General features: G+C 75.8%; 10 protein-coding genes, 2 tRNA genes and 1 pseudogene. 9 read left to right on the forward strand and 4 right to left on the reverse strand.

Going from position 1 to position 11,587, the window contains the following annotated elements; genetic code table 11:
• Window positions 1-2,076, forward strand: a 2,076-nt coding sequence (locus tag PKA89_RS19365) for an ATP-binding cassette domain-containing protein (RefSeq protein WP_324422351.1), incomplete at its 5' end; no start/stop codon positions are given.
• Here PKA89_RS19365 and PKA89_RS19370 read toward each other — a convergent pair.
• From PKA89_RS19370 to PKA89_RS19380, 3 genes and pseudogenes are all read right to left on the reverse strand, one after another.
• Complete coding sequence (locus PKA89_RS19370) at window positions 2,061-4,976, reverse strand: BTAD domain-containing putative transcriptional regulator (protein ID WP_324422353.1); 2,916 nt, start codon at window positions 4,974-4,976, stop codon at window positions 2,061-2,063. The genes PKA89_RS19365 and PKA89_RS19370 overlap by 16 nt on opposite strands.
• Before the next feature lie 107 nt (window positions 4,977-5,083).
• Window positions 5,084-5,521 (reverse strand): annotated as a pseudogene (locus PKA89_RS19375) (GNAT family N-acetyltransferase); the annotation flags it as partial.
• A 71-nt stretch (window positions 5,522-5,592) separates the two neighbouring features.
• Window positions 5,593-6,390: a deoxyribonuclease IV gene (locus tag PKA89_RS19380; protein WP_324422355.1), complete on the reverse strand. Its 798-nt coding sequence runs from the start codon at window positions 6,388-6,390 to the stop codon at window positions 5,593-5,595.
• A 68-nt stretch (window positions 6,391-6,458) separates the two neighbouring features.
• On the opposite strand from PKA89_RS19380, the gene PKA89_RS19385 reads away from it, so the two are divergent.
• The 8 genes from PKA89_RS19385 (at window position 6,459) to PKA89_RS19420 (ending at window position 10,584) form a co-directional block, all read left to right on the forward strand.
• Complete coding sequence (locus PKA89_RS19385) at window positions 6,459-7,220, forward strand: SDR family NAD(P)-dependent oxidoreductase (protein ID WP_324422357.1); 762 nt, start codon at window positions 6,459-6,461, stop codon at window positions 7,218-7,220.
• Window positions 7,221-7,230: 10 nt separating this feature from the next.
• Window positions 7,231-7,983 (forward strand): helical backbone metal receptor, encoded by a 753-nt coding sequence (locus PKA89_RS19390; RefSeq protein ID WP_324422359.1) that lies wholly within the window; start codon window positions 7,231-7,233, stop codon window positions 7,981-7,983.
• 51 nt (window positions 7,984-8,034) lie between these two features.
• Window positions 8,035-8,107 (forward strand) — tRNA-Thr (locus PKA89_RS19395).
• Between the two features lie 53 nt (window positions 8,108-8,160).
• Window positions 8,161-8,234: transfer RNA gene (locus PKA89_RS19400), tRNA-Met, on the forward strand.
• A 130-nt stretch (window positions 8,235-8,364) separates the two neighbouring features.
• Entirely contained in the window at window positions 8,365-8,535 is a 171-nt protein-coding gene (gene rpmG / locus PKA89_RS19405) for a 50S ribosomal protein L33 (RefSeq protein ID WP_166099994.1), read from the forward strand.
• Between the two features lie 104 nt (window positions 8,536-8,639).
• Window positions 8,640-9,089: a MaoC family dehydratase N-terminal domain-containing protein gene (locus PKA89_RS19410; protein WP_324422362.1), complete on the forward strand. Its 450-nt coding sequence runs from the start codon at window positions 8,640-8,642 to the stop codon at window positions 9,087-9,089.
• Window positions 9,089-9,511: a MaoC/PaaZ C-terminal domain-containing protein gene (locus PKA89_RS19415; RefSeq protein WP_324422364.1), complete on the forward strand. Its 423-nt coding sequence runs from the start codon at window positions 9,089-9,091 to the stop codon at window positions 9,509-9,511. Before PKA89_RS19410 ends, PKA89_RS19415 begins: the two co-directional genes overlap by 1 nt.
• Entirely contained in the window at window positions 9,511-10,584 is a 1,074-nt protein-coding gene (locus PKA89_RS19420) for a UDP-N-acetylmuramate dehydrogenase (protein ID WP_324422366.1), read from the forward strand. The genes PKA89_RS19415 and PKA89_RS19420 overlap by 1 nt, the downstream gene beginning before the upstream one ends.
• Before the next feature lie 49 nt (window positions 10,585-10,633).
• Here the strand turns inward: PKA89_RS19420 and PKA89_RS19425 are convergent, their stop codons facing one another.
• Entirely contained in the window at window positions 10,634-11,194 is a 561-nt protein-coding gene (locus PKA89_RS19425; RefSeq protein WP_324422368.1) for a hypothetical protein, read from the reverse strand.
• Between the last annotated feature and the right edge of the window lie 393 nt (window positions 11,195-11,587).

Genomic DNA, 11,587 nt, shown 5'->3' on the forward strand with positions numbered 1-11,587 from the left:
GTCGCCTTCGCCCGGCTGCTCGTCCGCGACGTCTCGGTCGTCGTCCTCGACGAGGCCACCGCCCGGATGGACCCGCTCACCGAGGCGCTCGTCGTCCGGGCCGCCGACCGGTTGCTCACCGGGCGCACCGGCATCCTCGTCGCCCACCGTCTCTCGACCACGCAGCGGGCCGCTCAGGTCGCCGTGCTCGACCACGGCCGCGTCGTCCAGCAGGGGCCACGCGCCGAGCTCGCCGCGGCCGACGGCCCGTTCCGCCGGCTCCTCGAGGCGAGCGGCGACGACCTCGAGCCGGGCCGCGAGGAGCATCCCGTCCCGCTGCCCGCCGGGGCCGTCGCCGGTGCCCGGCGGGCCGGCCCGCCCCCGGCGCTCCCGGACCCGGGCGAGGGGCCCTCGCTCGCCCGCGGCATCCTCTCCGCCCTGCTCGTCCGGCCCCGGTGGGGTGTGTGGCCGGCCCTGCTGTTCCTCGTCTCCGCTCTGGGCGGCGCCTTCGGTGCGGCCACGGGCTTCGTCTGGGGCCGGGTCGTCGAGCACCTGCGGGCCGGCGCGGGCTGGGACGGCGAGACGGTCCTGCTGACGACGCTCACCGCGCTCTCGGTCCTCTTCGCCCCGCTCGTCCTCGTGGCCGCGATGCGTCGCTACCCCCGCTGGTGGATCGAGGTGATGCTCCGGGTCCGGATGTCCGTGCTCATCGGGCAGACCCGCCAGCACCGGCTCGAACGCACCCCGGCCGGCGAGGTGGTCGCCCGTTCGATGGATGCCGACCGGTACGCGCTCTACGCCGACCGCTGGGTCGACTTCCTCAACGGGCTGGCCATCGTCGTCGTCACCGCGCTGCTCGGCGGCAGCCTGCTCGCCGGCGGGGTGCTGCTCGTCGTCCTCGTCGGTGCGGCGCTGGCCTCGGCCGTCGGTCGACCGATCGCCGGCCGCTCGGCCGCCGAGTCCTCCCGGGCCCGCGCTCGGTTCGGGCGGGCCGTGGTGTCGGTGCTCGAGTCGGCGCGGACGGTCAAGCTCGCCGCGGCCACGCCCGAGGCCCACCGGCACCTGCGCCGGGTCGACGCCGGCCGGGTGCGGGCCGCCGTGTTCGAGCACCGGGTGCAGGCCGTCCTCGACGGCGTGCCGATCGTCATGGTGCAGGCCGGCGTCGTCGCCGCGTGGGCCACCTACGTCCTCGGCGGCTGGCCGCTGGCGACCGCCATCCTCGTCGCCGGGGCGGTCAACGGGTTCGACTGGTTCGGCCGAGTCGCCGGGGCGGTCGTCACCGAGGCGCCGGGCACGCGCTCGTGGCAGCGGGCCACGAGCCGGCTCGCCGGCGGTGTCGACCTCGTCCGGCTGCCCGCGGGCATCGACCTCCCGTCCGGTACCGCGCCGGCCGCGCCGGTCCCCAGCCGCGTTCCGCTCGAGGAGCTGCGGCTCACCGGCGTCGGCGCCGTCCACGACGACGGCACCCGCGGCGTCGAGGACGTCGACCTCACGGTGCGCGCCGGCGAGCTCGTGCTCCTCCTCGGCCAGGTCGGCTCGGGCAAGTCGAGCCTGCTCTCGGCCCTCTCGGGGCTGCTGGAGCACACCGGCTCGATCATGTGGAACGGCGTCGAGGTCGACGACGCCCAGGTGTTCCTGCGGCCCGGGCAGGTCTCGCACGTCGCCCAGGTGCCGCGCGTGCTCTCCGGGTCGTTCGCCGACAACGTCGTGCTCGGTCACGGCCGGCCCATCGAGGGCGCGATCGCCGACGCCCGGCTCGGTGACGACGTGCGCGAGGCCGGCGGGCACGACGCGCTCGTCGGGCACCGGGGCGTGCGCCTCTCCGGCGGGCAGGTGCAGCGGCTGGCCCTCGCCCGTGCGCTCGCCGCCGACACCGAGCTGATCCTCGCCGACGACGTCTCGAGCGCTCTCGACGCCGCGACCGAGGTCGAGCTGTGGTCCGCCCTGCGCGCCCGGCACGCGACCGTCATCGGGGCCACGTCGAAGCGCGCGGCCCTCGCCCAGGCCGACCGCGTCGTCGTCCTCGTCGAGGGGCGGGTCGCGGCGGTCGGGCCCTGGCGCGAGCTCTCCGGTGCCTGGGGTCACCTGGCCGGCTGAGGCACCGCGCCGATGACGAGCCGGGCCACCCGGTGCGTCGCGAGCGCGTCGTCCCACCCGTCCGGCGGCGCCGTCACACCGACGGACCGCTCGGCCGGCGCGACGAGGGACTCGAGGGTCGGCGGCAGCTCCTGCCCGACCTCGCCGAGCAGCCGTCGTCCGAGCCCGAGCAGCTCGGCCGCGTCGGCGTGCCCCAGCGCGGCGAGGGTGGTTCCCGCGCCGAGCGCGGCCTCGCCGACGGTGCTCGGCGCCGTGGCCGCCTGCGGCCCGGTGAGCGACTCGTGGAACCAGTGCAGTGCCGTCGCCGGGTCCCCGATCGACAGAGCGGCCCACCCGGCGTTGAGGGTGGTCGTGTGCGTCGGCCGGATGCCGAAGCGCGCGTCGGCATCGGTGGCGGCGGAGGTCAGCAGGTCGAGGGCCTCACGCGGTCGGCCGGCCTCGAGGAGGGCGAGGGCCGCCTTGGGAACGACGCTCACGAGGTGCACCGCCGACGCCGGCGAGCCGATGCGGGCCAGCGCGTCGCGGGCCCCGGACACGGCCGCGGTGGCGTCACCCTCGGTCGCGTCGAGCACCGCGGCGGTGGCGAGCACCTCGGGAAGCAGGTGGGGAAGGTCCGCCGCGGCGCGCAGGGCGTCGGCGAGGTGGCGTCGTGCTGTCCGGGGGTCGCCGGAGACGTAGGCGGTGATGGCACCGACGAGCCCGAGCACCCCGGTCCACTCCGGGTCCTCGACGAGGGCCGCTCTCAGCGACGCGTGCTCCTCCTCGTCCCAGTCGGCCCCGTGGAGGAAACCGGCTCGGGCGACCCGCAACCGGGCGCGCTGCACCGGGCTGATGCCCGCTCGCGCGAGGACCGTCTCGCTCCACCGCAGCCCGGTCGCACTCGCCTCGACGAACTGCCACCGGCGGCCCAGCGCGAGGACGATGTCGGCGGCCGCGACGTCGTCGTCGTGGGCCAGGGCGTCGGCGAGGGCCTCGAGATGGTCCTCGTGGGTCCGGGCCACGTGCTCGACGAGGTCGTCCGAGAGGAAGGCGTCTCGCCAGGCGTCGGCGAACCACCGCCGGTGCCGCGCGCGGGTGGCGTCGAGCTCGCCCGCGGCGGAGAGCTCCTCGAGCGCGAGATCGCGCACGACGCGCAGCATCCGGAACGAGAGCGTCGTCGAGGTCCGCTCGACCCGCAGCAGGTGGTGGCGCGCCAGCTCACGGACGGCGCGCTCGACGTCACCGGCGTCCGGGCCGGCGACGGATCGGGCCGCGGCGGTCGTGAAGGGCCCCACGAAGACCCCGAGCCGACGCAGGACACGCCGTGCGTCCGGGCCGAGCCGGCCGACGCCCCACGTCAGGGCGTCGCGCAGGGACCGGTGCCGGTCGTCGCGACCGTGCTCGGGACCGGCGAGGTCGAGGGGGTGGCGGGCGACCTCGAGGAGGTGGGCGAGGGGGGTGCGGGCACCCGCGCCGGCGACCAGCTCGAGGGCCAGTGGCAGGCCGTCCACGCGGCGGGCGACCTCGGCGAGCACGCGCAGGTCGTCCTCGTCCCAGGCGCCGGGGTCGGAGGGGCCGGCCCCGTGGTCGGCGAGCCGCTCGGCGAGCATCCGGACCGCGGGTGAGGCGCAGACCTCCTCGTCGGAGGCGTCCGCACCGGGTGTGGATAGTGGTTCGAGGACGACGACCCGCTCGCCGACGACGGCAAGGGGCACCCGCGAGGTGACGACCACCCGCAGCCCCGGGCAGCCCGCGAGCAGCGTGGAGGTGAGCACGGCGGCCGGGCCGAGTGCCCACTCGGCCTCGTCGGCGAGGACCGTGACCGAAGAGGTCCGCAACGCGGCGACGAGTCCGGCCACGGGGTCCGCCCCGGTGAGCGGGACGCCGGTGGCGATGGCGACACTCGTCGCGAGCTCGTCGACCGCCAGCGCCGCGTGCGCCCCGAGGGCGACGTGGACGACCTCGCCGTGTGGCTGGAGCCCCGCTCCCACGTCGGCGAGCAGCCGCGACTTGCCGACCCCGGCGGGCCCGGTGACGGTGACGAGGCGACGCCCGGCGGCCAGTGCGTCGAGGACCGCGGCGACGTCGTCCTCCCGCCCGACCGTCGGGGACGCGGGCACGGGCATGAGCCGGCCGGGGTGGAGGGCCACTCCACCGCCGACGGTCGGGCCCGGGGTCCCGGGCCGGGGCCCGGGGGAGCGCGGCGCCGGAGGGTCGAGGGTGGGGTCGTGCGCGAGCACCCGGGCGTGCAGCTCGCGGACCGCCCGGCCGGGAGCCACGCCGAGCTCCTGGCGCAGCACACGGCGCAGTGCGTCGTGGACCTGGAGCGCCTCGCCCTGCCGGTGCGCCCGGTAGGCGGCCCGCATCGCGAGGGCGGCCGCCGCCTCGTCCAACGGGTCGGCCGCGACCAGTGCCCGCGCGAGCGCGAGCGCCTCCAGGGCATCGCCGTCCCCGCCGGTGCCGAGCAGGAGCGCGGCGAGGTCGGCCCGGGCGCGACGGTGCAGGGCGCCGAGGCGCGTGCGGTCGACGAGGACGAGCTCGTCGCGGACCCCGTCGTACGCGGTGTCGCCGACCCAGAGGTCGAGGGCCTCGCGCAACCGGTCCGCGCCGTGGTCACCGGTCGCGGCGACGAGCCGGGTGAAGGCGTCGGCGTCGGTCGACACGTCGTGGGGCACCAGGTAGCCGGCGTCGGTGGTGCGGACGACGTCACCGCCGAGCTGGCGCCGGAGCCGGGCGAGGACCGTGTGGACGGCCGCCGGGGTCAGGCCGCGGGCCTCCTCGGCCCACACGAGGTCGAGGAGGGTCTCGGCCGGGACCGCACGACCGCGTCGGGTGAGGAGGCAGGCGAGGAGGTCGCGCGGGCGCGCCCCCCGTGGGACCCGCTCGCGGGCGCCGTCCTCGACCCGGAGGGGTCCGAGCACCCGGACCAGCACGCGCCCATCGAACCACACCCCAGGGGCACCCCTCCCGGGCCGAGGACGAGGCGGACGGTGGGGTCCGGACCGTGCGCGTCGACGGCGCCCAGGCGCTGGAGCCACCGGCGGACGCGCACGTTCTCAGCGAGGACCTCCGCGGTCACCTCGCGGATGCCGGACGCGTGGGCGGAGCGGAGGAGCTCGGCGAGCAGGCGCGCGCCGACGCCGCGTCCCTGCGCGGCGTCGGCCACCTCGAGGGCGACCTCCGCGCGCCGTCGGTTCCCCGGGTCGCGGTGCCACCGGGCGAGGCCGACCGCCTCGCCGCCCACCCGGGCGACGAGCACCTCGTGCCGACCGGGGCAGACGGTGGCCAGGCGCGTGGCCATCCGGGGGGTCAGCCGGGGGAGGCCGGTGTGGAAGCGCAGCCACACCGAGTGGGCGGACAGCGCGGCGAAGACGGCGTGGACGGTGTCGGTGTCGCCCGGCTCGAGCCGATGGATCGCGACGTCGGGGGCGCCGCGGCCCGGGCGGGGCGGAGAGGTGGTGGACATGCCGCCGACGCTCTCCGGCCGGCATGGCGTCGACCTGTCACCGACCTGTCACGGACGCCACCGCGCTGGTGTCAGGCGAGGTGCTCGCGCAGCCAGGCGATGTCGGCCGCCTGCCCCTCGGTGCCGCCCGGCGTCTCGACGACGACGGGCGCGCCTGCGGCCCGGACGACGTTGGCGAGGTCGGCGGCGTCGATGTGGCCCGAGCCCAGGTTGGTGTGCCGGTCGGCGCCGGAGTCGAACTCGTCGCGGCTGTCGTTGCAGTGCACGAGGTCGACCCGGCCGGTGATGGTGCGGACCTTCTCGACGACGCTCCCGAGGTCGTTGCCGCCGGCGTGCGCGTGGCAGGTGTCGAGGCAGAACCCGACCGTGTCGCCGCCCTCGGCCCGCCCGATGGCCTCCCAGAGCCGTTCGATCGCCTCGAGCCGACGGGCCATCGCGTTGTCTCCGCCCGCCGTGTTCTCGATGAGGAGGGGCACCGGCATCTCGAGCCCGTCGACGCACTTGCGCCAGTTGTCGAAGCCGACGTCGGCGTCCTCGTCCTTGCCGAGGTGGCCGCCGTGGACGACGACGCCCTTGGCCCCGATCTCGGCCGCGGCGTGGAGGTGCTGCTGGAGCAGCTTGCGGCCCGGGATGCGGACGCGGTTGTTCGTCGAGGCGACGTTGATGGGGTACGGCGCGTGGACGTAGAGGTCGACACCGGCCGCCTCCGCCGCCGCGCGCAGCGCCTCCGCCCCACCGGGGTACTCGACGACCGGGCCCCTGTAGCTCTGCGGGTCGCCGAGGAACATCTGGCTGAGCGTGGCCCCGCGGGCGAGCGCCTCGGCCACCGGGTCGGCCTGGTCGACGTGTCCTCCGATGCGCAGATCCATGCGTCCACCGTACGGCGCCGCACCGACCTCCGGGCACGGCCACCGCGGGACAGGGCAGGATGGCGGTCATGCAGATCGCCGACACCTCCGCCATCGTCACCGGTGGCGCCTCCGGCCTCGGCGCGGCCACCGCCGCCGCCCTCGCCGCACGAGGCGCCCGCGTGCTCGCCCTCGACCTCCCGGACGCCTGCGCCGCGGCGCCGGCCGCGGACGGCATCGAGTACGTCCCGACCGACGTCACGTCGGAGGCCGACGTCCGGGCCGCCGTCGAGCAGGCGGCGGGCGACCCGGCGCGACCGCTGCGCGTCGTCGTCAACTGCGCCGGAATCGGCCCGTCGGCGCGCATCCTCGGCCGCAAGGGAACCCACTCGATCGAGCTCTACCGCAAGGTCGTCGAGGTCAACCTCGTCGGCACCTTCGTCGTCCTCGCCGTCGCGGCCGAGGCCATCGCGGCGACCGAGCCGGACGCCGACGGCCAGCGCGGTGTCGTCGTCAACACCGCGAGCATCGCGGCCTACGACGGCCAGGTCGGCCAGGCCGCCTACTCCTCGAGCAAGGGCGGCATCGTCGGGCTCACCCTGCCGGCGGCCCGCGACCTCGCCCAGTACGGCATCCGCGTCATGACGATCGCCCCCGGCATCGTCGAGACGCCCATGCTCGCGACGGTCTCCGACGAGTTCCGGGCCGGCCTCGCGGCGGGGGTGCCGTTCCCGCAGCGGCTCGCCCGCCCCGACGAGTACGCGCAGCTGGCGGTCGACATCGTCGAGCACGACTACCTCAACGGCGAGGTCGTCCGGATGGACGGCGCGCTGCGGATGGCCCCGCGCTGACCACCGCCCGATGACCCTCCGGGACGACCTCGGCGCGCCGGTGCCCCTCGTGGGTCCGGCGCGCCGCGTCGTCTCGCTCGTGCCGTCGCTCACCGAGGCGCTGGCCGCGACCTGCCCCGAGCGGCTCGTCGGCGCCACCGACTGGTGCACCCACCCGGTCGACCTCGACGTCGCCCGGGTGCGCGGCACGAAGAACCCCGACCTCGCGGCCGTGGCGGCGCTCGGACCGGACCTCGTCGTCGCCAACAAGGAGGAGAACCGCGAGCTCGACGTGCGCCGGATGCGCGAGCGGGGGCTCGCGGTCTGGGTGACCGACATCGAGACCGTGCCCGGGTCGCTGGCGTCGATGCGGCGGCTGCTCGCCGAGGCCCTGGGGGTGGGTGAGCCGCGGTGGCTGCGCGACGCGGCGCAGGCCTGGGCCGGACCGGTGCCGGCACCGTCGGTCCGCGCGGTGGTCCCGATCTGGCGGGACCCGTGGATGGTCGTCGGGCGGCCGACCTTCACCGCCGACCTCCTCGCCCGGCTCGGCGTCGAGGTGGTCGGGGGAGGCCCCACCGGGCGCTACCCGCACGCCGAGGTCGCGGCCCTCGACGACCCGGCGCTCGCCGACGTCGCGCTGCTCCCGGACGAGCCCTACGAGTTCACCGCGGCCGACGGCCCGGAGTCGTTCGCGCACATCCCGACCCGTCTCGTCTCGGGCCGGCTGCTCACCTGGTACGGACCGGCGCTGGTGGAGGCCCGGATTTCGCTCGACCGAGCGTGACCGTGTAGTGTCTCCGTCGCGCTGCAGAGCGGATTTCCGCGCGCCGCGCCCGCCCCCTTAGCTCAGTCGGCAGAGCGTTTCCATGGTAAGGAAAAGGTCGTCGGTTCGATTCCGACAGGGGGCTCTGGTCCGGCCGGACTCCGGCTCCTCGAGAGGTGGTTCCCGGTCGTTCCCCAAGGCGGGGTAGCTCAGCTGGTTAGAGCGCACGACTCATAATCGTGAGGTCGCGGGATCGAGCCCCGCTCCCGCTACGCAAGGGCCCGCGATTTCCGTGGAACACCGGAGGTCGCGTACCCTGTTGTGCTGGTGCTGCGCGTGGGCGTCTCCCGCGCCCGCGCCGCCCCCGAGATCCACCACCGTTTTCCGAGAGCAGGTTGCCCCGTGGCCAGCAAGAGCGCCGACGTCCGCCCCAAGATCACCATGGCGTGCACGGAGTGCAAGGAGCGCAACTACATCACGAAGAAGAACCGCCGCAACGACCCCGACCGGCTCGAGCTGGCGAAGTTCTGCCCGCGCTGCAAGAAGCACACCGCGCACCGCGAGACCCGCTGACGCGCCACCGCGTCGCCGACGAGGCCGCCCGCACCGACCGGTGCCGGCGGCCTCGTCGCGTCCGGGGTGCGGTGGCGGCCGGGCCCGCCCCTAGAGTGGTCGGCATGGCCGTCAACCCCGACTTCGTCGGACGCACCTACCCACCGAGCGGTCCCTACGCCGTCGACGCCGCACTCATCGCGGCGTTCGCCGCGGCCGTCGGGTCCACCGACCCCGTGCACACCGACCCCGAGGCGGCCCGGGCCGCCGGCTACGCCGACGTCGTCGCGCCGCCGACGATGGCGGTCCGCTTCGCCCAGGCCTCCGACCGCGCGTACGTCGCCGACCCGGAGGCCGGCATCGACTACAGCCGCGTCGTCCACGGCGAGCAGCGCTTCGTCCACCACCGCCCGATCACCGCGGGCGACGAGGTCGTCGGCACGCTGACCGTCGACGCCGTCCGGCAGGCCGGCGGGCACTCGATGGTGACGACCCGCACCGAGCTGGCGACGACCGGCGGCGACGCGCTCGCGACGTGCACCTCCGTCATCGTCGTCCGCGGGGGTGAGGAGTGATGGCCGTGCGCTCCCTCGCCTCGGTCGCCGTCGGCGACACCCTCGGACCGGTGACCGTGCCGGTCACCCGCGGCACCCTCGTCGCCTACGCCAACGCCTCCGGCGACCAGAACCCCATCCACCAGGACGAGGACTTCGCCCGCTCGGTGGGGCTGCCCGACGTCATCGCGCACGGGATGTGGACGATGGGCGCCGCCGGCACCGTCGTCGCCGAGTGGGCCGGTGACGCGGGGCGCGTCGTCGAGTACGGCACCCGGTTCACCAAGCCGGTCGTCGTGCCCGTCGGTGGCGGTGAGGTCGTCGTCGAGGGCACCGTCAAGGCCGTCGACGCCGAGACCGGCCGGGTGACGGTCGACCTCACCGCGACGAGCGAGGGGCAGAAGGTGCTCGGCCGCTGCGTGGCCGTCGTCCGCCTCGACTGATGCGCGAGCTGTCCGGGGAGCCCCTCGCGGGCCACACGACGATGCGCGTCGGCGGTCCGGCCGCGCGCATGGTCGTCGCCGAGACGACCGACGAGCTCGTCGACGCGGTGCGCGAGGTCGACGACGCCGACGAACCGCTGCTCGTCCTCGGTGGTGGGTCCAACCTCGTCCTGCCGGACGCCGGCTTCCCGGGGACGGTCGTGCTCGTCGCCACCCGGGGCGTGGTCGTCGACTCCTCGGACTCGTGTGGCGGCGCGACCGTCGTCGTGGCCGCGGGGGAGCCGTGGGACCCGTTCGTCGAGCGGGCCGTCGCCGAGGGCTGGTCGGGGGTGGAGGCGCTGTCCGGCATCCCCGGGTCGAGCGGAGCCACCCCGATCCAGAACGTCGGCGCCTACGGGCAGGAGGTCGCGCAGACGATCGCCCGGGTGCGGGTGTGGGACCGCCTCGAGGAGCGGGTGCGGACGATGACCTCGCTCGACTGCCGGTTCACCTACCGCCACTCGCTGTTCAAGGGCACCGACCGGTACGTCGTGCTGGACGTGATGTTCCAGCTGGTCCTCGGCGACCTGTCGCAGCCGGTGCGGTACGCGGACCTCGCGAACCAGCTCGGCGTGGCGGTGGGGGAGCGGGTGCCGCTCGGCGACGCGCGGGAGGCGGTGCTGGTCCAGCGGCGGCGCCGCGGGATGGTCCTCGACGAGGCGGACCACGACACGTGGTCGTGCGGGTCGTTCTTCACCAACCCCCTGCTGTCCGAGGCGGAGTTCGCCGACCTCGAGGCACGGGTCGGGGACCGGCTGGGCGCCGATGTCCCGGGACCTCCGCGCTTCCCCGAGCCTGGCGGTCGGGTCAAGACCTCCGCGGCGTGGCTCATCGAGCGGGCCGGCTTCGGCAAGGGGTTCGGGATGCCCGGACCGGCCGCACTCTCCACGAAGCACACCCTGGCGGTGACCAACCGTGGGGACGCCCGGGCGGCCGACGTGGTGGCTCTGGCCCGCACCGTGCGGGACGGGGTGCGCGAGGCGTTCGGCGTGACCCTCGTCAACGAACCGGTCATCCTCGGCGAGACCCTCTGAGCCGGAGCGGCCGTGGACGGCCGGGCGGCGGGTGCGACGTACTGCCGGATCATGCCGCGCCCTCCCGTTCGACGCCCGAAGGCGAGCCCTCCGGACCCGGCCCCGGGAGGTCCCGACCGGCTGCCGACCAGTGGGGACGGACCGCGCGCGCTCGAGTCGACTCGGAGTACCACCACCAGTTCGGCGGGTAGTCGACCTGCTCGGTGTGGCGATGGGCAGGGAACCGCCTGCTGCCGCCCCGCACGACGGCCAGGAGCTCGGCGCGCGGCCAGTGCGTGGGAGCGACCGGGACCGGGAGCGCGGCGCCCCCGACGCCGGGGCGCGAGTCGTCGCCGTCGGGTTCAGGACGCCGGCACAGCGCGAGGCAGTAGCGCGTCGGGGCCAGCGCCGCGACGACGTCGGCCAGCTTGAGGTCGTCGGCGTGGGTCTCGAGGCGCGCGACCTGGCCGGGCGCCAGCTCGCGGAGCCGCGCGTAGGCCCGCTGGCTGACGCCGAGCTCACGCCGGTGAGCACGCAGCGCCAGCCCGACCTCGCGGCCGACGGTGAGGGCCGCGCGCGCCGCGACGAGCTCGCGGGCGAAGGTGGGGTAGACGAGCGGGAGGAGGTTCATGGCGGTCAGCGTGGGGTCGGCGGTGGGCCGTGGACCAGATCAGTCGCGGGATCTGTGGACGGCCGACGCGGCGTGGGCCGGCTGTGGACGACGGAGCCGCGCCAGATGCCCCGGTCCCCGCCCTATCGGATGCCCACCGTGAGGGGGCAGCCCCGACGAGCGGCGACGTGCATCCGGCTGCGGTGCACTCCGGACGAGCGGTCACCTGCCTCCCCACGGGAGGCAGATGACCGTTCGTCGGGGATGCGCCACGGCACGATGCATCCTGATGCGCCTCGTGGCGATGCATCGGGATGCGCCTCGTGGCGATGCATCGGGATGCGCCTCGTGGCGATGCATCGGGGTGCGTCTCGTGGCGATGCATCGGGGTGCGTCTCGTGGCGATGCATCGGG

Origin of the sequence: Phycicoccus sp., from assembly GCF_035325325.1 — a bacterium.
GTDB lineage: Bacteria > Actinomycetota > Actinomycetes > Actinomycetales > Dermatophilaceae > Phycicoccus.

What these genes read in the sequence shown, in the direction of transcription:
- PKA89_RS19380 (WP_324422355.1), bottom strand. Translation starts at nt 6,390, where the DNA reads ATGGATCTGCGCATCGGAGGACACGTCGACCAGGCCGACCCGGTGGCC.
- PKA89_RS19385 (WP_324422357.1), top strand. Translation starts at nt 6,459, where the DNA reads ATGCAGATCGCCGACACCTCCGCCATCGTCACCGGTGGCGCCTCCGGC.
- PKA89_RS19390 (WP_324422359.1), top strand. Translation starts at nt 7,231, where the DNA reads ATGACCCTCCGGGACGACCTCGGCGCGCCGGTGCCCCTCGTGGGTCCG.
- PKA89_RS19410 (WP_324422362.1), top strand. Translation starts at nt 8,640, where the DNA reads ATGGCCGTCAACCCCGACTTCGTCGGACGCACCTACCCACCGAGCGGT.
- PKA89_RS19415 (WP_324422364.1), top strand. Translation starts at nt 9,089, where the DNA reads ATGGCCGTGCGCTCCCTCGCCTCGGTCGCCGTCGGCGACACCCTCGGA.
- PKA89_RS19420 (WP_324422366.1), top strand. Translation starts at nt 9,511, where the DNA reads ATGCGCGAGCTGTCCGGGGAGCCCCTCGCGGGCCACACGACGATGCGC.
- PKA89_RS19425 (WP_324422368.1), bottom strand. Translation starts at nt 11,194, where the DNA reads ATGAACCTCCTCCCGCTCGTCTACCCCACCTTCGCCCGCGAGCTCGTC.